The sequence below is a fragment of the Streptomyces sp. NPDC046876 genome, assembly GCF_040645035.1.
In the GTDB taxonomy this organism is placed as follows: domain Bacteria; phylum Actinomycetota; class Actinomycetes; order Streptomycetales; family Streptomycetaceae; genus Streptomyces.
The window spans coordinates 27,852-47,935 of sequence record NZ_JBEYXK010000041.1 but is presented as its reverse complement, the minus strand read 5'-3'; the positions used below and the strand labels follow the sequence as shown (position 1 = coordinate 47,935).

The window sequence follows — 20,084 nt, the reverse complement described above, 5'->3', positions numbered from 1 at the left end:
CCGGCGCCGCAGCAGAGGGCCGAAGGCCCGGACCGGCCGCGCAAGGCCGCCCCGCCGGCGCCCGCCGCACACCCGCCGCGAAGCCCCGGAAGATCAAGACGCGTCCGCACCGTACGCCCCCACCGCACCGCCCCGGTGCAGCCTGCACCCGGGCGGGGCGCTGGGGCCGCAGACGTGGCCGCGCTGTGTCGCGCCGCGCACGGCGTGACCAGCACCGCCGTCCCCGTGCTGTGCCACCAGACGTACGGGCGCTTACCTCCTGCGGGGCGCTCGCGCAAGAAATCGAATACGTGTTTTAGTGGAGTGGTGAGACCACCGTTCCGCTTCCCCGAGGACCTGATCACCCTCCAAAAGGCGTGGGAGCAGACCTACGCCGAGCTCGCACAGGCCCCCGCCGGGGCCGGCACGACCGTTCTGCGGCGCCGGCTGATCGTCCTCTCCGCAAACCTGTGCACCCACCCCTACTGGGCGGCCTCCGCCGCCTGGCGGGCCGGCGGCGTCAAGCTGCGCCGCGCCGCCCGCACCCACACGCCGGACCCTCCGGAACGGGAGGCAGCAGCATGAGCGAGCAGACCACCACCAAGCCCCGCCCGCAGGTCGTCCCCGTCACCTGGGCCCCCAGCCATACCGGACCCTGCGCGCGGTGCCACCAGTCGACATGCCGTTACGGGGTGGGTGGGAATCCGCTGTGCAAGCCGTGCCAGCAGGCCCGGCAGGAGCAGTTCGCCCGCCCCTGACCGTGACCGATCCCGCACCACCGCCCGTACCGATCACGCTTCTCCTGCCCGACGGGCAGGAGATCGAGCGCGTACGGCTCTATGAGCCTTTTCAGCGTTGCCTCTCCAGGGTGAGGACGGCCTTGGTGATGACGGTCATGCGGTTGGGGCTGACGCGGGACCTGCGGAAGATCTGCCAGCACTTCAGCCGTGCCATGCCGCGTTCGACAGGGGCCCGGGTTTGCGCGAGGGCGCGGTTGACAGTGCGCTGAGTGGGAGTGAGTTCCCCTCCGGGCGGTCGTTTGAGGCCGGTGGTGACCCAGGGGCCGGCGCCCGTGTAGGCACGCGATCGGCGAGGATCGGGACGCCCTGGCGCTCGCAGATCCGGATGATGCGGTGGGTGCGGGCGGCGGTCAGGTCGTGGGTGCGGCCCGGCAGCGCGGGCGAGATCCACAGCACCTCACCGGAGGGGTCGGTGACGACCTGGACGTTCACGCCGTGCCGGCGGTGCTTGGCCGAGTAGTCCGCCCGGCCGTCGCCGACGCGGTCGCACTCGGCGAGGGTCCCGTCCGGCAGGGCGAACTCCGGGTCGTGCTCGCGCAGGTCTTGAGCAGGCCGGGAGCCCGTTCGGCGAGCAGGCCGGTCACGGCGGTGACATACGCGTGGGCGGTGCCGACGGATATCCCGAATCCGGATGCGATGCGGGAGAGGGTGTCGTGGCGGCGCAAGTACACCAGAGCGACGAGCGCACGCCGGTGCGGCGGGAGTTTGCACCGTCGGTCACCCTCGCGGGTGACTACGAGCATCGTGACCCACTCGACCAGGGCGTGCGGGAGGTCGAGTGCGGCAGGATACGGAACCAACAGGGCTCCTGTGCCGCTGGGTTGAGACTTCGAACACCTCCCTCAACGGCACGGGAGCCCTGTGCGTTGCGAACCCCTCCCTCACCCCGGCCAGGTCACCCGATCAGTGGCCACGCTGAAAACGCTCAGTGATGTCTGCTTGCGCTTCTCGATGCAAATGCTGCGCGGCAACCGACCACCCATGCCTCACGTCACCCGACAATGCCAAGGATGAGATCGACAGCCTCCCGGGCAAGACGCAAACCTCCGGGAAGCAACGCGTCCGCTCCGCCCCCACCAAGGTGAAGCTCACGCCACGGAACTGTCGAGAGCAGACCTCTACAGACAGGCCGCCAGGCCCACATCCCCGGACGCTCTCACCTGAGCCGCTACGCCCTCGAGGAAGCCCTCACCCACCGCGACGCGGACTAACACCTGTGTCGGCTGGACATCTATGGGGCCATGACCGAACGCGAGGGTGAACAACGGCCACCTGTCACCGCTGACGGAGGACCGGCCTCTTCTGGACCGCCGGACCCTGAGGCCCAGGAGAGCGCATCTGGGCAAGTGAGCAGCCCCGCAGGAGAAGGAGCACAGGAGGAGGCGACCACGTCTGACGGGCGGACCGCACCAGACGCCCGGCAGCACCGCGTCACGATGGTGGATGTCGGACGATTCGCAGTCTCAGCCGTCACCGTCGTCGCAGCCCTGGTCGGGCTGGTCCTGGGTATTCGAGCCGAGCTGCATGCCGGCAGAGAGGAGCAGCGCGCCGACCGAGAGGAGCAGCGGGCCATGCGTTCGGAGAGCCTCGCCGAGGACACGAGAGCGCAGGTTTATGCCAATCTCGTGGATTTCTATCGGGACGGCTCGGTGCTAACCGTAGTAAACGGTAACTCCAGAGTGATTGCGATGCGGCTCACACTCCCAGAGCGCCAGCTGCGGTGGGATCTGGACCTCGTGAAGCCGTGCAAGACGCTCCTGATCTCCAGCTCGTCCCTGCTGTCGTCCATAGCCGTCAAAGAGCCGTCCCTGAAGCTCACAGAAGACGACCTGGCGCAACTTCGGCTGGAGTTCATGGATCCAAACCACAATGCGTGGGAGCGCATCAGTGGCAAAGGACTGACCAAGACGAAGAGTTGGGAGCCGACAGGAAGGCCGAACGTCGTGAGTACCGAAGAGTGGAACGTGGATGCCAAAGAATCACCCCAGTGCGGCAAGTCCTGACAGAAGGACGAGACACTCTGCTCCCCACTGTGGGCTACGCGGCCTCCGAAAGGGGCGGTTCCCTTCCGGGCGGTGGATTCATTCCGCCGGGCACCGCGCCCCGCCCCGCTCAGGCTGACCTGGCGGGCAACGGCGCCGGGGTCGGCGACGCTGCGCCATGGGAGCGCGCCGAACACGCACCGGCCGCAGCCATCGCGGACCCCGACGGGTCAGCCCCGCGTCAGTCGGCGAGGGTTTGGCGGGCCAAGAGTTCGGAACGGACGAGTTCCAGGAGGCGGCCCGTCCAGTTGCGGCCACGGCCCCCGTTCTCGCCCCGGAAGCCCGAGTCGGCGTCGTCGTAGAGCAGGGTCGCGTCATCCATGGCAAGCACGATCGCCGCGAGGTCGGGGTGCTGCTCGTACTTGGCGCGCAGCAGACCAGATTGAGGCGATGCGGGACGGGGCGGACGGTCGGCGTGCACTGCGGGAGCGGCAACGGGCTGCATGGTCGCGGCGGACAAGAGAGCTCTGACGGAGCTGTGTGCCGACTCTCAACCTTCATGCGACACCGAGGTCATGGCGCATAGCGGTTCTCAAGGTTCGGAGCATCTCCCAGATCCCGGGCTGGGCCTGGGCCGCGGTCTCCATCGTTTCGCCTGGTTCAGGAGCATCGCGTTCGAGGCGCTTGACCTGGCCATAAACCGTGTTCAGGGCTTGGTTGACGGCACTCGCTCGCCTGAGTACTTCTTCAGGGGCGATCATCTGTGCTTCGGAGTATCGATCGCGGTGCGCGTTCTTCGCCTCCTCGAGTGCGTCGCTGTCGGCCTCCCCCACGCCGCGTTTGGTGGACGGGGCGGCCGTGCGGCTCGCCGGTGGTGAGGACTCCACCTACGTCATGCCGGGTGGCCTGCGGCGCCGCCCCGCGGGCCCGTACCTGCTCGGGCCGTGGCTCTCCGGCCAGCGCCGCGCCGCGGGCCGACCCTGGCCGGGTAGGCCCGCTACCAGTCCGCCCGCAGCCGGATATCCCTCTGTCCGCCTCCTGGCGCTGGGGCCTCGGCCGTCATCAGCTGCGTCCCAGGAGCTGGCCGGGGCCGCCTGCTGCCGGTGCGAGGGCACGGCAGACTCCGCGGGCGCGGGTTTGACCGGGCGCGGCGCCGGTGGGCGTGGTGGAGCGGAGCGGGCCGCGGTGCAGAGAGGCCGGAGGGCGAGGATCGGGGTGCCCGGCTGGGGTGGTCGGGGCGCGCAGAATCGCCCGGCCATGCGGCCGCGGGTCGTGTGATCCGGACTGCTCGGCACGTTCAGGCCCTGGGTCAGCGGCCCCCGAGGAGCAGAAGCGGCTCTTCGTCGTGCTGCACAAGTTCGACCACGGTGGGCACCACCAGGAGTCCGACATCTGGTGCGCCGGTACTGGGCAGAGCAGATGAAGCGTCCGCATGACGAGCATTCCGTGGTTGCCCGCGCGGATGCCCGGCTGGCCGCCGTCCTCGCCGGCCTCCCCGAGCGTGAGTACTGCGACATCGCGATCCAGCCGTTCCAGCTCACCGTTGATGGTGTGGTCTTCGGCCTCATCACGGAGTGCGATGCCGAGGACGAGGACGGCGAGCGCGACCGGGCCGAGCTCTATCCGGATCGGTTGGGCTTTTCGGCTCCGTGGAACGGCGAGTACGACACCTGACTGGAGCGTCCGTCCGCGCGGCGAAGGCCCGGTGGATGGCCGCGCCTTTCTCACCCCCGCGAGCGGCGCTGACGGTGGGCCGCGGTGGGGGCGGCGCCCTGGTGAGGCAGGACGCGGCCTCCGGTGGGGCATGTGCCGGATCCTGACCTGGCGGCCTGCCTGGCCGGCCATCCACGCGCTGAGGTAGTCACGGCCTCGCCAGCGCACGCCTTGGCTGCTCAGTTTCCGGACCCGGCCGTCGTCCTCCAGCATCAGCCCCCACAAGGCGGCCTCAGGGAGAGCTCAGAGCGGCGTGGGACGCTTGGTCAGGGCGTAGACCTGAGAGGTGATCCTCGCCCAGGTACGGAAGTTGCCCCGCACCACCGTCGCATCCGCCCATCCCACATCCGCGGGATCGACGCCTTCCCACACGTCGTGGAACATCGCCAGCCTCTCCGCGAGCCGCTCCTGGTCCAGCCCGGGGACCTGGTGCCACGTCAGCACCCGCGACCGCAACGCCGGCCCGCGCGATCACCCGCTCCGCAGCCGTACCCGGCTCGTCCCACGGCAGACGCAGGTAGTCCAGCAGCGGCGGAGACGAGCGCTGCGCATCGTCGAGAAACAGCACCCCGGGTCGGCGGAGCGCCTCCCCCAGGGTCCGGTCTGCCGGCTGCAGCAGGATGCGCCAGAGAACCGCTGCCAGCCCGAGCGCCTGCAGCAACGAAGCGCGCATCTGCGGCAGACCCGGCTTCACGCCGACCACCGCCCGCCAGACCGGAACCCGATCAGGCAGCAAATGCAGCGCCTGCTGCACCGCCACCGTCTTCCTCACCCCTGGCTCCCCGAACACAAACCAGATGATCGCTTCGGTGGTGTCGCGGCGCCGCAGTTGGTACCAGCCTCCGTGTCCGGGTTGGTAGGGCTGGTGTAGGGGCTTGACCATGATGGCCTCGAGGCCGGCGATCGTATCGGTCCAGGTCTCCAGCCACTGCGTTGCCTTGGCCAGGTCCGTGGTCATCGGGCACAGCGTCCACGATGCGGAGAGTCGGCGTGTGGCGAAGAGCTTCTCCAGCCGTCGGCGGCGGTGCCAGTAGGGCTGGCGGAGCAGCTCCACGTCGTCCTGCCGGAGGCGGCGACATCGATCTCCATGCAGGCAACGAGCCGCTTGATGTGGATGCCGTACTGCTCGACCTGGCCCTTGATGACGCCAACGGCAAAGGAGCCGCGATGAGCGATGTCACCGCGGAGCGTGACGAGCGTGTCCAGCATGGTGGCCGCGCCCCGTGGAGGACTGGGCCGAGATCCGCCTGCTGCACAGGGCTGAGCACATTGCCTATCCGGGCGATTGCCCGCCGGGCGCTGGCCACCGACCGGCCGCCGGTCTACCAGCGGCCGCTGAAGGCTCGGCGGTCGGCGAGTTCGAGCCCGCCATCCGCGAGCCGCTCAAGCAGACCCCGACGATCCCCGCCACCGCCATCGCCGACCGGCGAGCTGCACCCGTGCGACCCGTGGTTCCCACCGGTGGGCGCCAGCGCTCGACTATGGCCAGTCGGGCCGCCCACCGGTGCTGGCCATCCTCCGGGTATTCGCGGGTGATCACCGGCCGGATGCCGCCCTCGCGGCAGACGGCGATCTGATCGACTGCCACTGGCGCCTGGGGGCTTGGCATGTATGCAGTTGCCATGTCTATGATCAAGAAATGTGACGGGAGGCGCAGGGTGGGGATTTCGATCGGGAGTGGGCTCCGTCGCGCGCTGGCGCCTCCGAGCTGCCGGTGGACATGCGGTTGAACGGTACGGGCGCTCCCCCAGGGCCGTTAACACCCGGGGGGTCGGGCAGCTTCGGGTCCACGCCAGCCGAGAAGACGGCGGCGGCGAACACGATCGAAACCGAGCTGCAGCCGAACACCAAAACGGCTACAGAGCATGCGGACGAGGCGACCAACACTGCCGTGAAGGGCTTCGAGGGCTGGGACACCGCCCCGGGCCTGAAGAAGGTCGCGGACACGTGGGACAAGCAGGTCAAGGTCCTGATGGGCCGCCTCGGCTCCGAGAAGAGCACCCTGCGGGGCGCCTCGGGTCTGTTCGCACGCAATGACATCGGCCTGGGTGACCAGTTCCGGCCGATCGGCACCCAGTCCAAACTCAACGGGGTATAGGGGGAAGCGGTGCTGACATACCACGAAGTGATGACCACGGACCTGGGCCTGCTGACGACGGCGGCAGGCAAGTGGGATTCGATGGCCGCTGAACTGAAGAAGGTCGAAAGCTGCTACGGCGACAGCGTCCAGAAGATAACCATGGGTCAGAGCTGGACCGGTATCAGTGTCGGGGTGGCTCATACGAGCTTCGCCGCCACCCGCTACGAGTACTCCGCCGCGCAGATCCAGGCCAAGGCCGTCGCCAGCCTGCTGCGCGACGCGCACAGCCAGTTCACTGACCTCAAGAAGCGGGTCGAGAGTGCGCGGGACGATGCGATAAAGGCCGGCATGACCGTCTCGGAGCAGGGGAACGTCGCCTACGACTACGCGAAGCTCACCGCGCAGGAACGCAGCGCGATCCACCATGACCCGGACGGTGAGACCACCATCCGCAATGCGGTTGCCAAGTGGCAACAGCACATCAACGACTGTGTGAAGGCTGTATCCGACGCCGACCAGGGCGTGAAGATCGCCCTCGACGCGGTGGGCGTCGACAGCAACAAGGACGCCTTCGGCAAGGGCAACGACGAGACCCTCGATGGCTTCAACGCCGGCGCGCAGGGCGACATCGAGGTCTACGAGGCCCGCAACGCCCAGGAGATCGCCACCCGGATCAACAGCGGCGGGAACGTTTCCGCCGCCGACTACGCCGAGCTGGACCGTTCCTTCCGCGACAACGCCTCACGCGCGGAGTTCACCCAGACCTTCCTCAACGGAATGGGCGCGGAGAACACCCTGAAGCTCACGAACAAGCTCAACGACCACGCGTACGGCGACGACAAGGGCAATAGGCAGCGCTATCTGGACCTGGAGAAGGGGCTCGCCAACTCCCTGTCGAACGCGATGCAGGACCCCAAGTCCGACTTCTACAAGAACTTCCGCACGCAGCTCGACAAGGCCGGCCTCGCCTCGTACGACCTCAAGGTGGCCGGCGAAGCCGTCAACACGGTGGCCTCGGGGCACGGCCAGAAGGTCCGCGGCTTCCAGAGCCTGGTCACCCTGATGCAGCAGGGCGACGGCTACTCGGCCCCGTTCCTGCACGACATGGCGGACGACATCCGCAAGGCCGAGGACAAGAAGCAGGGCGGCAATCCCGACATCTGGGACCTGTACGGAAACTACGGCGGCAAGGACAAGGCCTGGTTCGCCCATGACCCCCTCGACGGCCTCCTTGGCATCATGAGCCGCGACCCCGCCGCCTCCGCCTCGTACCTCGATCCGGGTCCCGACGGAAAGAACGACAACCTCCACTACCTGCTCAAGGAGCGGGACTGGGAGATCACCAACACCACGAACTGGCGCGGCAACATCGAGATGCAGGGCCACGATACGGTCGACGCCAACAACCGGACCGGCCTGGGCGCGGCCATCGAAGCGGGCTCCACCGGTTTCCCGCCGCTGGGCACCGGCCAGGACCCCTGGCCCGCCGTCAACCACACCGCCCCGCAGGCCCGGCTCATGCACAGCGTCATCGAGCAGCTCGGCCCCGACCAGAGCGTGGACGCGAACCTGCGCCAGCCTCTGGCCCGCGCGCTGGGCTCGTACACGGCGGACACGCACGAGATCCTGGGCGGCCTGGACAGCCGCTACATCTCCGCCGTCGGCACCGGCCACTTCCAGGAAGGCGGAGCCACCCACATGTCGGCGTCCCAGAAGGACCTGGTCCAGTTCATGCGCGGGCTCTCGGACGACCCGGAGGCCTACGGCACACTCCACAAGGCGGAGTCCCGGTACATCGACATCTCGCTGGAACATCTCCCCAAGGGAGCGCAGGGATCGGAGGTGACGAACGCCATCAACGAGGCGGGCACAGCGCTCGGCACGTTCAGCTCCATCAGGGAGGACGTGATCAACGACGGCCGGATGGCGGGCTACAGCGCGGCGGACTGGAAGGCCAAGGTCGCCTACCACGTCGTCGGCGGCGCGGTGACGCCGCTGTACTTCACCACACCCGTCGGTGTTGCCGGCGCCACCATGTCCGTGGCATTCGGCGACTCGCTCCAGCGCGGCGTCGACACCTGGACGTGGGAATGGGACAACCGCATGAAGGCAGAGGTCGATGCCAAGGCGAACCCGAGGATTGCCGACGAGTACCTCAACGTCAACAACCAGATGCCCATCCTGATACGCGAGTGGGCGAGGGAACGGCCCGACATCCCCGAAGCCGACGTCCGGAAGCTCACTCGTGACGTGCTCGAAGGACATCTCCGTGGGAACGCGACGGCACAGAAGTACCTGACGGACACGGCCAACTGAGCCTGGTCGCAAAGAGGAGTGGAGCCGTCCATGACGGAAAAGACAGCCCGCCGTACCGTACCGGTCAAGGTCTGGTCATTGCTCGCGGTGTGCCTGGCGCTGCTGGGCGGGCTCGTGGCGTGGCTTGGCTTCGAACGCGACACAGCGGCTCCCTGCAACGGCCTGGCGGAGGATGAGCGCGTACGAACGTCCGTCGGAGCTGACGTCCAGGCCGGGATGAACTGCGCGGCACTGGGCCGGGCCATTGTGAAGGCCACGGCCGCGAGCGAGCCGGGCAAGCACTCGCAGGCGCAGGCCCGGGCCGTGAAGGACGTGCTCTACTCCCCCGGGCTCGGCTACACGAAGAACCTCCGGATCGACCCCGCCCTCCGTGTACCGCTGGCCACCGTGCTCGCGGACTACACGGTCGACACTCATGAGATGCTCGCCGGACTCGACTCCCAGTACGTCATGAAGTGGGCCCCGACCGATGACCCATGGGAGTCCTCCGGCACCTATCACCTGGCCGTGTCCTCCTTGGTCTTCCGCAACGTCGTGCGCGCCGTCTCCGAGGATCCGCAGGCGTACGCGATCCTGCGCCTGGCGGAGACCCGGTACGCGGCGCAGCAGCTCGCCGCCGTCCCGGGCGACGCGACGGGCGCCGCCTTTTCCCTCCCTCCGACGGAGAACGCCCGTGCTCTCGGCATCCTGGACGGCCTGACCGACAAGTACGCCCGTGACCGGGCGTGGCGGACCGCCGTACGCGACGGCTTGCTGCGCCAGCCGACCACCCAGGGCAGCTACCAGGAGAACCCTGCCGCCAACCTCACAGCGACATGGCTCCAAGGCCTCAGGAACACGCCGGAGGCGGAACTGGCCGACCGCCTCCGCACCCAAGGAGTCGACATCGCCCGTACATGGACCCAGGCACGGAACACTGCCGAGTCCACTCGGCAGGATCTGCTCGCCGAAGTGGATCGGAGCGCGCTGAGTGCCTACCGCGAGGCCAAGTCGTAGCCCGACTGCCCGGCGCAGCAGGCCCGGGCACCCGGGCTGTGCTCTTCACGGCATTCTTCGACACGGTGGTCAAGGACCGAGGGTGTAGGACCCGAGGGCGTCCTGGGCGGAGGAAGTTACCCCTGCATGGCGCGCGGGACACGGGCACGTTTGTGTCGCAAGCGAGTTGTGCGCGAGTCCGTGGGAACTCTCCTCGTCCCCACAACCTGTCGCGCTCCCACGCGCCCGTGGCGGTCCGCCCTGCTGAACAGGCTGAGGAATGAGCAGGGGCACATCGTGATCAACAAAGACAACAGATCGATCATCCATGATCGGTGATCTATCAGACGGCTCCGATAATCACGCCCTGGTTGGGCCTGTCCGCCCGAGCACCGGCCACATCCGAAAAGCCGGCGAGCAGGTCGTCTTCCAAGTGGGTTGGCGGCCCTTTCTCAGCCCCGCGAGTGGCGCTGACGGTGGGCGCGGTGGGGGCGGCGGCGCGCCGGTGAGGGATCGGACGCGGTCTCCGGTGAGGAGAATCCGCCCGGCACCGCGGCGCGCTGCGCCGGCTGCTCCACAACCGGGGCCGCAGGGGTGGGGAGGGCGGGCTTGGCCGTGGCCAGGATGGTGATGTGCGGGATGTTCCGGGCACAGGCCTGGCAGACCTCTGCCAGTGTCCAGACCCGGCCGATGGCCGGGTTGTGGACGAGGAGCAGCAGGCTGGTGCCGGCGCAGTGGACGCGGGATTCGTGGTGGGTGCACCCTGCGCCGCCGCAGCTGCAGGAGGCGTTGGGGCGGGCACCGGCGAGGCGTCCGTGAGCCTTGATGTGCTCGGCGGCGAAGCGACGCATGGCTGTCGCGTCCTTCGAGCGGGACGGCATCCGGCACGCGGCGGTGCTGCAGGTGACGGACACGGTGTGATCGGCGTGGCCGGTGAGGCGGACCGTCCAGGTCCGTCCCGGCACGCGTGCTCCGGGCATCAGGGTCAAGTCGGGTCCCGTCGTCGTGCTGATAGTGACTGGCGTTCCTACGGGCTCGTCAAGGAGCCGCTGTTCGTACGCCGCTGGGGAGGCCAGCTCGTCGGCGGCGCGGGGCGCTCGGAGTCAGAGCGCGCGCAGGACGGCGACCACCTTGCCGAGAATAACGGCTTCATCGCCGTTGATCGGCTGGTACGCCGGGTTGTGCGGCATGAGCCAGACCTGGCCGTTCTCCCGGCGCAGGCGCTTGACTGTGGCCTCGCCATCCAGCATGGCCGCCACGATGTCGCCGTGGTCCGCGGTGTCAGCCTTCCTCACGGCGACGATGTCGCCCTCGAAGATGGCGCCGTCATCTTGGAGAGCCCCTGCGGCGAACCGGCGGCGATTCGGCCTCTACGACCTTGGGCGTGGCGTGGGTTCGCTCGCGAACCTGCACTGCAGAACAGCCATGGCTGGAGTGGATCCGGCAGGCCGAGCAGGACAACCGAAGCCCATGAAGGGCTTCGCCGGCTTCCTCCGCCAGCACCTCGACGTGGTGACCACCGGTCTGACCCTCCCCTGGGGCTTCGGGGTCGTTGTGGGACACGCAAACCGGGTGAAGACGCTCAAGCGAGCGGCGTTGTCGCTCTCTGTACCAACCCCACGGAAACTGCGCCAGGCTTCGTAGAAGGCATCCGCATCACCCGTGATCCGTTCGAACGCCCCGCTGGCCACATGGTTCACGTCCTCGTAGAACAGCACATCGGAACGGTCCCGGACGTTCGCAGCCTGAACCACATAAGGGTGCGCAGCGAGGCTGTCGGGGGCAGCGGCCACGCGCTGGTACCACTGACAGCCCAAGGCGATCACACCGGCGCGGAAGTCCATGAAACTGTCGTCGGAGCACCCGCCCCCGATGAGATAAGAGGCCGCCCACACATCCCAGCGATACAGGGCGTCGTGCCGCTCGTCGAAGCGTTCCGCATACTCCAGAATCTCCTGCCGCGGTCTCTCCGCGAGCTGCTTGACGAGAACCTCGTCAAATGGCTCACCCGTTGCGACAGCCCCAGCTTGCGCGGCTTCGATGACGTGCCAGAACGTGTCGGTCTCCATGACCGCGCACTCTGCCACGCCCCTATGACAGTCGATCCTGCACCCTGCCGGCCCCTGGCTGTTTCACGGAACTGCGGACAGAGCCCTCAAGAGGGCCATGTACGGCCGGGCCTCATTCCAACTGCTCCGGATACGCATCCTGACCCGCCCGTGAGCTCCGCAGGCCTCTAGCCGGGCAGCGTCAGGAGAGCTGCCAGGGCTGGAAGGGGGCGGCACAGCCGGCGCTGAGAACGTCGTCCATGTCGACCTCGCCGGTGTATCGGTCGGTCGGCCGCGCGGTGGCTGCCCGTCGGACGCTGAGAGCGGGGGGCAACTCGCCCGTCGCAGGCATGGGGTGGAATTGCCAGCCCGTGGGATGGCTGAACTCCTGGCGCACCCCAAGCGGAAGTGGCATCCGCTGGGGCGGCAGCCCCCTACAGCCGCGGCCTGACAGCCCACCCCGGCAACCTTCCCGGTACAGCGCTACTGGGTGTTCGTTGCGGCGATCGACATGGACAGGCCGTCGGTGAGCCATCGGTGCGCCACGGTCATGTTCAGGACGCGGCCGGCCGTAGCGGTGCCGACCAGGGCCCAGTACCGCTCGAGTCGGGGGTCGAAGCCGGATGACCGTGACACCAGTCCGTGGAGGTGTGCGCGGAAGGCGGGGGTGTCCGACTCCCGTCGGGCTCGCGCGTGGGCGGACACGAACGCGTCCACCGCGTCGCCGGCACCGGGCGGCAGGCCTTGGGCCAGAGCGGCGGCCGTCAGCGCGGCGGCTTCGTCGATCTCCGCGTAGAAGGCCGGGCCGTCCCTCATCTCCTCGTCGTGGTCCTGGGTCCAGCGGGTGAAACCGGGCGTGGAAATGAGCAGGTGCAGCTCGGCGTAGGCCAGGGCCGAGGCGGGGACGGGGTCTTGCGGTGGGGCGGGGGCCAGCATGGCGACCATGATGTCGAGTCGGGGCTTGGGCATGGCCGCGGACAGCTCGCGGTACCAGTGATCAGTGAGCGTGCGGTGCGCCTGCGGGAGCCGCTGCACGCGGGAGAGTATCTCCAGGCGCCGGAGCCGTTCCTCGCCCGGGCAGTCGTCCAGTGCCTTGAGCGTGGCCTCGCGCCACCGCAGTTCGGTCAGTCGTTCCTGCACCGCTTCGAGCTCGGTTGCCACCAGTTCGCCGAGTGTGCGCTCCCCCGTGACCACCTGCGTGATCGTTGCGATCGGGGTGTCCAGCGCCCGCAGGCGTCTGATGAGCCGGATCCGCTCCCACGCCTCGGGGCCGTAGCGCCGATGACCGCCGGTGCTGCGAGCGGCCACCGGCAGCAGACCGCTGTCGGAGTAGTAGCGGAGCGTTTTGACGGGAAGGCCCGTTGCGGCCGCGAGCTCACCGATGCTCCACGTGTCTTGCGTCACAGTCCCTTGAACCTCCAGTGCGCGGGAGGTTCTAGCGTATTGATCGCCGACGGGTCGGTCCGCACCGTTCTCGCAGCTCAGATCTCGTGCCGTCTTGCCTGGACCGGTGTGGCCGCGTGCCACGACGTCTCGTGGCGTCCCGTCCCGTCCCGTCCCCGACCAAGAACGGTGGTACCCATGCCCCCGACCATGTCAGCACCGCACCCGTACCGGAAGGCCGGACTCCGCGTGGCGCTCCTCCCCCTGCTGTGCGCAGTGGCGCTGCTGTCGGCCACCGCCGCACCCGCGGCCGGCGCAGGCCCCGGGTCCCCTGGCTCCGGGAGACAGGACCGTACGGTCGTACGGACGGAGCAGGGCCTGGTACGCGGCCTGTCCCACGGCTCGTACACCACCTTCGACGGCATTCCCTACGCCGCGCCGCCGACCGGACCGCTGCGCTGGCGTGCCCCCGTGCCCGCCGCTGCGTGGCAGGGTGTCCGGGACGCGACGAGGCCGGCTGAACGCTGTGTGCAGATGCCGCCACCAGGTGCGAGCGGGGTCACCGGCTCGGAGGACTGCCTCTACCTCAACGTCACGGTGCCGGCGGCCGAGCCGGCTGCGAGGAAGCGGCCCGTCATGGTGTGGATGCACGGCGGTGCGTTCCTGGGCGGTTCCGGTAGTGACTACAGCGCCGAACGTCTCGCAGTCCAGGGTGACGCCATCGTCGTCACGGTCAATTACCGGTTGGGGATCTTCGGCTACTTCGGCCACTCCGGGCTGGGCGCCGCCCCACCGTTCGGCCTGGCGGACCAGCAGGCCGCCCTGCGCTGGGTGCGGGCGAACGCCGGGCGTTTCGGCGGCGATCCGCGCAATGTCACGCTGTTCGGTGAGTCCGCGGGCGCCCTCAGCATCTGTGCCCACCTCACCTCGCCGACAGCCGCCGGACTCTTCCAGCGGGCCGTCCTCCAAAGCGGTTCCTGCCACACGTCCTTCCCGCGCGGCGCGCTCGCCCCCGGAACACCGGCTTACGAGCCGTTTGCCTCACAGGCCGATGTCCAGACGGCCGGTGCGGAAGCCGCCCGGCACCTGGGCTGCACAGCGGGCGGCGGGGACGAGGTTCTGGCGTGCCTGCGCGGGCAAAGCACAGATCGTCTCGCCACCGCGCAGCTGATGCAGTCCTTCAACCGGCCCGCCTTCGGCAACGGGCTCCTGCCCGTGGCACCTGCCCAGGCGTTGGCATCAGGACGCTTCCACCGCCTGCCGGTCATCCTGGGCACCAACCACGATGAGATGCGGATGTTCGTCGGCCTGTCGCTCGCCGCGTTCCCGATCCGCACCGAGGACGACTACCGAGCCCGCTTGGCGGAGGCCTTCGGGGCCGCGGCCCCGGCCGTCGAGGCGCGGTATCCGGCAGCACACCATCCCTCTCCCGCCCTGGCCTGGGCGGCGGTGCTGACCGATCGGTCCCTCACGTGCACCACGCTGGCAGCCGGCCGGGCCATCGCGGCGCACGCCCCCGGCCTCCCCCTCTACGCCTACGAGTTCAACGATCCGCACGCTCCCGTCCTCGCCGGCCTGCCGGCGAACCCGGACTTCCCCTACGGCGCGGCGCACGGCTTCGAGATGCCGTTCCTGTTCACCCCGTTCCCCACCGAACAACCGCTGAACGACGGCCAGCGCGCCCTGTCGGACCGGATGGTCGGCTACTGGACGAACTTCGCGCATACCGGAAACCCGAACACCATCGACGCCCCGCTCTGGCCCGCCCTCCGTGCTTCGTCACCTCACGGGCCGTCGGTGCAGTCACTGGCTCCGGAACCGGGCGGGATCCACCCTGTCGACGCGTATTCCGCACACCAATGCTCGTTCTGGGACCGCCTGTCCCAGTGAGCCGCCCGCGCGGCAGTCCGTCTTCACATCAATCCTGCTCTGGGCAATATCAAAGTGAAGACGGACCCCTGAGCGCATGGAGGCCGGCGGAGTGATCACCATCGGGTGATCACCGGGGTCCTCTGCCGAGTCCGGACGGGTGTTCAGTGGAGGGACTTTCGCCGCCCGCCGGCAGCGCGGCGGGGCACTCACCACCCGCCTCGCGACGATTGGAATCCTCGCCGGATTCGCCGCCTCCGCCGCCACCGTGGCGGCGGAGGCGGCGGAGGCGGCCTCGGCCTCCTCTGGCTCGCTGGGGTCAGGGCCCGGCTGACAACCGTGACGCCCCGGCTGCAGCAGTAGCCACTCCCCCCTCCGCCTGCCACCCCAGGCAAATCGCCAACCCAAGATCACTAAATCCTCGGCTGGACCCCAGGCCGCGGCCGCCCAGACCACGCGGTCCACCACGTGAGCCCTGTCAGGGGCGCAAGGCGTCGGCGTGCGTGGCCACCCGTACCGGACGAGGGCCAATCTGCTGCCTGTGGCCTGCCGACCATCGCTCGAGGCACCACCCGCATCAGGTCCCGACGCACGTCATTCCCGGACCGATCACGCGGCCGAGTCGCCCTCCCCGGCTCCCCGAGGCCCTCGGCCCGGCGCGGTCCGACTGCACACATGCGTCCGTCGGCGGACAGCTGCGACCGCGCCCACGCCGCGTGCCTCGTCCTCCTCCGCCGCGACGTTCGACTGCGAAGAGGAGCCGGTCCTGGTCCCCTGCAGGGCGGTGCGGTCACAACGGCAGTTCGGTCCCTGCCTGCTCACGCACCATGTACTGGGCATACCAGTCCGGCCAGTTCTCGTCCTCCGCACCGATGCGGCTCTCGTGCTCTCCGTGCGCGGCCGCGGCGCGGCGCAGCGCGCTCGCCAGGTCCTCGGCCGAGGCGAACGTCGTGGTCGCGGGATCGAGGCGTCCCGGAAGCCGGCTGGTGACCTCCTGCAGAAGCCAGCCGTTGCCGTCCGGGTCACTGAAGGACAGAAACGAGCTGTAGCTGGTGCGCTGTGGATCCGGCCCTGGTACGCGGGCCTCCGTCCCGGCGTGGTGGAAGACGCCGCCTGCGTCGTGGAACACGGGGCTTGGCTCGGCTCCGAGCCGATTCAGCTCAGCGTGTGCAGCATTGATGTCGTCCACGATCAGGTGCAAGCCCTGAGCTGAGCCCGGCGTCTGGGACGTGACCGAGGTGCCGAAGATGACCGATGCCGGTGAGCCCGGCGGCGTCACCTGCACTACCCGGAAGTTCTCGTCCGGGGCGACGTCCGCGTCCAGTCTCCAGCCCAATCGCGTGTAGAAGCTCTTGGCCCGGTCGATGTCGGACACCGGCACCACCACGACTTCAAGTTTCATGTCCATTGACTGCCACCTCCTGGGTGCGTACAAGATGCCGCCCCGACGGGACTCGCACCGCCGGACGCGGGCGACGCCGGGGGTCCGGACGGCGGCGCCGGCCGGGCTGGCCCGGGCGGCGATGCGTGCGACGCGCTCGGCTCCGGCCGGTATTTCCGACGCCTGCTGGGGCCTGCCCGGCCACCAGACGTGATCGTGGGCTGTTGATGTCCGGGCAGCGGAACCGAAGCGAACCGTGTACCCATCAGCAGAAACCCGTGGTGGGCATGGGCATGGCCGTGGCCGGCAGGCGGCTACGGTCTGTCTCTGACAGCGCCGGTACCGAGTCGGATGAGCAGCCAGAAGGTGATTGCGGTGCCGGTGCCATAGGCGACGTGTGCGCCGAAATCCCAGGCCAGGACCTTTGTGTCGTACTGCCAGATGGGCTTGTAGAGCCCTGTGATCGGCAAGGTGATGTAGTCACCGGCGAACACCGCGGCACCCAATGGCACGCCATAGACAGGGGAAGGCCTGGGCAGTGATCCGGCCACGATGCCATAGGCGGCGCCCGCCGCTGAGCCGTAGGCCCAGTGAGCGATGGTGCTCGTGAGCCAGGCGGAACCATCGGGAAGCCGGCGCTGGGTGAAACCCTCGATGACCCGCTTCGCCACCTGCCCCGGGGCTGGGGCCTTCTCCCAGCTTTCGACCGGCGCGAATTCCCAGGCGAGTGGGCTGTCCGTCCCGCCTGAGCGACGGTACTTCAGGTAATGGACGGCATCCAGACACACCGTTCCCACTGCCCCGGCCAGCAGGCCGGCCGTGACCGCCGCGAGGGGAGTCAGCGGGTTTCTTCGGGAGCGCATGACGCAATCTCCATATCGGTCAGGGCCGAAAGGATGACGCCCTTCCTCACCCGGGCCGCGGCGCGGAGGCATACGGCCCGCATCGAGTATCCGGCGGCCGGCGAACGTGCGCGAGCGCAGGCGGCGAGGGAACGTGGGTGCATGCTGGGGCGACTGTGCAGATTCGTTTCGTGTCTGCCGTCAACCACGCTCGACACGGGCACCGGCCGTGTCGTTGAGTGATGCCCTGCCGACAGATGGATCGTCCCAGCGAGGCCAAGACGGACGCGAAGGACGCGTTCATCATCGCCGACGCCGCCCGCGCAATGCCGCACAGGCTGCGGGCCATCGGCCACCGGAGTCGTCGCGACGGCTCCACGGCCTGCGACCCAGATCCACCCTTCGCTGGAGCGAGTACCGGGGCCACGGTTGCAACACCGGCCGTCCTCGCTCTGCTGGAGCGGTTCGGGTCACCGGCCCAGATCCGCAAAGCCGGCAGGCGGCGGCTGGTCACGCTGTTACGCCCGAAGGCTCCGAGGATGGCCGAGCGGCTGGTCGAGGAGATCTTCACGGCTCTGGACGAGCAGACCGTCACCGTTCCGGGGACCGAGGCGGCCGCGCTGATCGTCCCGAGCCTGGCCGGGTCCCTGACCGCCGTGCTTGACCAGCGGAATCTGCTGGCCGGGCGGATCGAGGAACTCCTGGATGCCCACCCTCTTTCAACGGTCCTGAAGTCGATGCCAGGAGTCGGTGTCAGGACCGGTGCCCGCATCCTGATCGAGGTCGGCGACGGCAGCACCTTCCCGACCGCCGGCCACCTCGCCGCCTACGCGGGCCTCGCCCCGGCGACCCCCAGTTCGGGGTCTTCGATCCGCGGCGAACAGCCCTCCAGACGAGGAAAACAAGCAGCTCAAACGGGCATTCTTCCTCTCCGCATGCGCAGCCCTGGGTGACCCGGCATCGCGGGCCTCCTACGAGAAAAGATCGCGCAGGGCAAGCACCACACCCAGGCCCTGCTCTGCCTCGCCGGAGGTCGGGCGGACGTCTCTTCGCGATGCTCCGCGACGGGACCTTCTACGAATCCCGGCCGACGGCCGCGGTCACGTGACCAGCGGCTCAGCCAGGAGGACGACTCGGTCGGCCTCGACATCGAAGCCGAGCACCGGATGGCCGTAGTCGCCCTCCGGATCCATCAGGACCGGCTTGCCCAAGCATCGCCCGACCTCCCGCATGAAGCTGCAGAGCACATCGAGTCGCTCCTGACCCTGCAACTCCCGCAGGTCAACGTCGAAGTCGATGACCTCGTCGTCATGGAAACGGAAGATCGCCAGCACATCGGCAACCGGCCAGACCCGCAGGTCTGCGCCCTCAGCGTCGGCCGGCCGGGACAGCACGCTCTCCGCCCGAGGCACCGGCAGCACGGTCTCGCCTTCGGAGTACTGACACTTCCAGCCCCTCGCCTCGACAAGATCGAGGACCGCCTGCCAGTCCTGCATCGAGGCATCCGGCACGCGGACGTCCGGCAGCGACCCCATGAGGTCCGGGTCGAAGAAACAGCTCACGTCATCCCACAGCAGATCAGACACACCGCCATGCTGCCCGGCTCCACGACCCAACGCAGCCCCGCTTCTCTTGACCATAGAGACAGGGGCACCCCCCGGTCGGGGTACTGACCCCTATACCTGGCGGTTCAGGGGCGCCAGTCGGCTTCCAGGTCATGGGAGCCGATCTTGGTGAGCTGGGTCAGTGCGGTGCCGTCGGCCCGTACGAGGTAGAGGTGTTCGGGGTCCGCGTCGTCGGTGCCGCCTCTGGTGAAGACCAAAGTGCTGCCGTCCGGGGACCAGGAGGGGTACTTGTCGTTGAAACGCGCAGAGGTGACGCGGTGGAGTCCGGTGCCATCGGGGCGGACGACGTAGAGGTGGGCAAAGCCGGAGGCGTCCACGCGGCTGAAGGCGATCCGGCCGCCGTGCGATGCCCAGTCGGGCGTCCAGTCGTGGGAGCTGGGGCCGGTGACCGCCGTCTGGGCCAGGGTGGACAGCCGGATCTTCATCAGCCTGCTGTTTCCCGCCGCATCCGCGCGGTTGAACGCCAGGTACTTGCCGTCCGGGGACCACGTCGGATGGAGGTCGTCGGCGGCGGTGTGGGTGAGCCGGGTGGCGGCAGTGCCGTCGATGTCGGCCACGTAGATCTCGCGCTGGGTGCCGACCGGCTTGGCGTAGGCGAGCCGCTTTCCGTCCGGGGACCACGCCGGGTCGGAGGCGCCCTTGGTGCCGGGGACGGCCTTCAGGTCGCTGCCCGTGGTGCTCATCGTCCAGATGCCGTCGATGGCGCCGCCGGCTCCATAGCGGACGAAGGCCACTCGTTTGCCGTCCGGGGACCAGCTGGGCATCACGTCACTGACGGTGGAGGTGTGGGTGAGTTTGACGGTCGTGCCACCGCTGGGAGAGATCGCGTAGAGGTCTTCCGTGGGCGCTGCGGCGGTGTAGCGGGTGAAAACGATCGGGTGGTCCCCCGCCGCCCCCGCATCTCCCGCGGCACCGAGGGTCAGGGGTGCGGCCATGGCCATCACCGTGGCGGTCACCGCCGCCCAGCGGCGCCGCGGTGTGCGGGTGGAACTGTTCGTGCTGTGTACGCCCGTCGCGTCGATCCCCGGAGTCCTTCCTTCGGTTCTGCCTTTGCCGGTGCGGTGTTGATGGCGTCTCAAGGTGTCCACCCG

21 protein-coding genes and 5 pseudogenes are annotated in these 20,084 nt (G+C 68.9%); 12 read left to right on the top strand and 14 right to left on the bottom strand.

What is annotated here, in order from left to right:
- The first annotated feature begins 306 nt into the window (after positions 1–306).
- Positions 307–564 (top strand): hypothetical protein, encoded by a 258-nt coding sequence (locus tag ABZ924_RS21830; protein WP_361912123.1) that lies wholly within the window; start codon positions 307–309, stop codon positions 562–564.
- Positions 561–737 carry a hypothetical protein gene (locus tag ABZ924_RS21825; RefSeq protein WP_361912120.1) on the top strand — a complete coding sequence of 59 codons (177 nt, stop codon included), beginning with the start codon at positions 561–563 and terminating at the stop codon, positions 735–737. The genes ABZ924_RS21830 and ABZ924_RS21825 overlap by 4 nt, the downstream gene beginning before the upstream one ends.
- 91 nt (positions 738–828) lie before the next feature.
- Here the strand turns inward: ABZ924_RS21825 and ABZ924_RS21820 are convergent.
- Positions 829–1,579: pseudogene (locus ABZ924_RS21820) on the bottom strand (transposase family protein).
- 636 nt (positions 1,580–2,215) lie between these two features.
- Between ABZ924_RS21820 and ABZ924_RS21815 the strand changes: the two are divergent.
- Positions 2,216–2,782, top strand: a complete 567-nt coding sequence (locus tag ABZ924_RS21815; protein ID WP_361912117.1) for a hypothetical protein — start codon at positions 2,216–2,218, stop codon at positions 2,780–2,782.
- 220 nt (positions 2,783–3,002) lie between these two features.
- On the opposite strand, the gene ABZ924_RS21810 is transcribed toward ABZ924_RS21815, so the two are convergent.
- Together ABZ924_RS21810 and ABZ924_RS21805 are read right to left on the bottom strand one after the other, a co-directional pair.
- Complete coding sequence (locus tag ABZ924_RS21810) at positions 3,003–3,266, bottom strand: hypothetical protein (RefSeq protein ID WP_361912114.1); 264 nt, start codon at positions 3,264–3,266, stop codon at positions 3,003–3,005.
- Positions 3,267–3,318: 52 nt separating this feature from the next.
- Complete coding sequence (locus ABZ924_RS21805; protein ID WP_361912111.1) at positions 3,319–3,594, bottom strand: hypothetical protein; 276 nt, start codon at positions 3,592–3,594, stop codon at positions 3,319–3,321.
- A gap of 562 nt (positions 3,595–4,156) precedes the next feature.
- Here ABZ924_RS21805 and ABZ924_RS21800 point away from each other — a divergent pair.
- Positions 4,157–4,435 (top strand): hypothetical protein, encoded by a 279-nt coding sequence (locus ABZ924_RS21800; RefSeq protein WP_361912161.1) that lies wholly within the window; start codon positions 4,157–4,159, stop codon positions 4,433–4,435.
- Between the two features lie 123 nt (positions 4,436–4,558).
- Here ABZ924_RS21800 and ABZ924_RS21795 read toward each other — a convergent pair.
- The 3 genes and pseudogenes from ABZ924_RS21795 to ABZ924_RS21785 form a co-directional block, all read right to left on the bottom strand.
- A pseudogene (locus tag ABZ924_RS21795) lies at positions 4,559–4,738 on the bottom strand (Mu transposase C-terminal domain-containing protein); the annotation flags it as partial.
- Positions 4,707–5,432 (bottom strand): hypothetical protein, encoded by a 726-nt coding sequence (locus ABZ924_RS21790; protein WP_361912158.1) that lies wholly within the window; start codon positions 5,430–5,432, stop codon positions 4,707–4,709. The pseudogene ABZ924_RS21795 and the gene ABZ924_RS21790, both read right to left, overlap by 32 nt.
- A complete protein-coding gene (locus tag ABZ924_RS21785) occupies positions 5,429–5,683 on the bottom strand; it encodes a hypothetical protein (protein ID WP_361912108.1) in 255 nt (84 codons plus the stop codon). The genes ABZ924_RS21790 and ABZ924_RS21785 overlap by 4 nt, the downstream gene beginning before the upstream one ends.
- Positions 5,684–5,697: 14 nt before the next feature.
- On the opposite strand from ABZ924_RS21785, the gene ABZ924_RS21780 reads away from it, so the two are divergent.
- The 4 genes from ABZ924_RS21780 (at position 5,698) to ABZ924_RS21765 (ending at position 9,866) form a co-directional block, all read left to right on the top strand.
- The gene (locus ABZ924_RS21780) at positions 5,698–6,051 is read left to right on the top strand and encodes a hypothetical protein (RefSeq protein WP_361912106.1); all 354 of its coding nucleotides are present in this window, start codon (positions 5,698–5,700) and stop codon (positions 6,049–6,051) included.
- Between the two features lie 314 nt (positions 6,052–6,365).
- Complete coding sequence (locus ABZ924_RS21775) at positions 6,366–6,572, top strand: hypothetical protein (protein WP_361912103.1); 207 nt, start codon at positions 6,366–6,368, stop codon at positions 6,570–6,572.
- Between the two features lie 30 nt (positions 6,573–6,602).
- Positions 6,603–8,870 (top strand): hypothetical protein, encoded by a 2,268-nt coding sequence (locus ABZ924_RS21770; protein WP_361912101.1) that lies wholly within the window; start codon positions 6,603–6,605, stop codon positions 8,868–8,870.
- A gap of 30 nt (positions 8,871–8,900) precedes the next feature.
- The gene (locus tag ABZ924_RS21765; RefSeq protein ID WP_361912100.1) at positions 8,901–9,866 is read left to right on the top strand and encodes a hypothetical protein; all 966 of its coding nucleotides are present in this window, start codon (positions 8,901–8,903) and stop codon (positions 9,864–9,866) included.
- A 431-nt stretch (positions 9,867–10,297) separates the two neighbouring features.
- Here ABZ924_RS21765 and ABZ924_RS21760 read toward each other — a convergent pair whose 3' ends face one another.
- From ABZ924_RS21760 to ABZ924_RS21745, 4 genes and pseudogenes are all read right to left on the bottom strand, one after another.
- Entirely contained in the window at positions 10,298–10,810 is a 513-nt protein-coding gene (locus tag ABZ924_RS21760; RefSeq protein WP_361912098.1) for a hypothetical protein, read from the bottom strand.
- A gap of 138 nt (positions 10,811–10,948) precedes the next feature.
- Positions 10,949–11,173, bottom strand: a pseudogene (locus ABZ924_RS21755) (S24 family peptidase); the annotation flags it as partial.
- A gap of 42 nt (positions 11,174–11,215) precedes the next feature.
- A complete protein-coding gene (locus ABZ924_RS21750) occupies positions 11,216–11,914 on the bottom strand; it encodes a DUF4240 domain-containing protein (protein ID WP_361912095.1) in 699 nt (232 codons plus the stop codon).
- A gap of 462 nt (positions 11,915–12,376) precedes the next feature.
- Positions 12,377–13,297 carry a MerR family transcriptional regulator gene (locus ABZ924_RS21745; RefSeq protein ID WP_361912092.1) on the bottom strand — a complete coding sequence of 307 codons (921 nt, stop codon included), beginning with the start codon at positions 13,295–13,297 and terminating at the stop codon, positions 12,377–12,379.
- 189 nt (positions 13,298–13,486) lie between these two features.
- Between ABZ924_RS21745 and ABZ924_RS21740 the strand changes: the two genes are divergently transcribed.
- Positions 13,487–15,166 carry a carboxylesterase family protein gene (locus tag ABZ924_RS21740; RefSeq protein WP_361912089.1) on the top strand — a complete coding sequence of 560 codons (1,680 nt, stop codon included), beginning with the start codon at positions 13,487–13,489 and terminating at the stop codon, positions 15,164–15,166.
- 769 nt (positions 15,167–15,935) lie between these two features.
- On the opposite strand, the gene ABZ924_RS21735 is transcribed toward ABZ924_RS21740, so the two are convergent.
- Positions 15,936–16,553, bottom strand: a complete 618-nt coding sequence (locus tag ABZ924_RS21735; protein WP_361912087.1) for a VOC family protein — start codon at positions 16,551–16,553, stop codon at positions 15,936–15,938.
- A gap of 287 nt (positions 16,554–16,840) precedes the next feature.
- Positions 16,841–17,389 (bottom strand): hypothetical protein, encoded by a 549-nt coding sequence (locus ABZ924_RS21730; RefSeq protein WP_361912084.1) that lies wholly within the window; start codon positions 17,387–17,389, stop codon positions 16,841–16,843.
- Between the two features lie 221 nt (positions 17,390–17,610).
- Here ABZ924_RS21730 and ABZ924_RS21725 point away from each other — a divergent pair.
- Together ABZ924_RS21725 and ABZ924_RS21720 are read left to right on the top strand one after the other, a co-directional pair.
- Positions 17,611–17,679, top strand: a pseudogene (locus ABZ924_RS21725) (hypothetical protein); the annotation flags it as partial.
- A gap of 76 nt (positions 17,680–17,755) precedes the next feature.
- Positions 17,756–18,476, top strand: a pseudogene (locus tag ABZ924_RS21720) (transposase); the annotation flags it as partial.
- Here the strand turns inward: ABZ924_RS21720 and ABZ924_RS21715 are convergent.
- Together ABZ924_RS21715 and ABZ924_RS21710 are read right to left on the bottom strand one after the other, a co-directional pair.
- Positions 18,469–18,954 (bottom strand): hypothetical protein, encoded by a 486-nt coding sequence (locus ABZ924_RS21715; RefSeq protein WP_361912081.1) that lies wholly within the window; start codon positions 18,952–18,954, stop codon positions 18,469–18,471. The pseudogene ABZ924_RS21720 and the gene ABZ924_RS21715 overlap by 8 nt on opposite strands.
- 104 nt (positions 18,955–19,058) lie before the next feature.
- Positions 19,059–19,928 carry a hypothetical protein gene (locus ABZ924_RS21710; RefSeq protein ID WP_361912078.1) on the bottom strand — a complete coding sequence of 290 codons (870 nt, stop codon included), beginning with the start codon at positions 19,926–19,928 and terminating at the stop codon, positions 19,059–19,061.
- Between ABZ924_RS21710 and ABZ924_RS21705 the strand changes: the two genes are divergently transcribed.
- A complete protein-coding gene (locus ABZ924_RS21705; RefSeq protein WP_361912076.1) occupies positions 19,927–20,061 on the top strand; it encodes a hypothetical protein in 135 nt (44 codons plus the stop codon). The genes ABZ924_RS21710 and ABZ924_RS21705 overlap by 2 nt on opposite strands.
- Positions 20,062–20,084 lie beyond the last annotated feature (23 nt).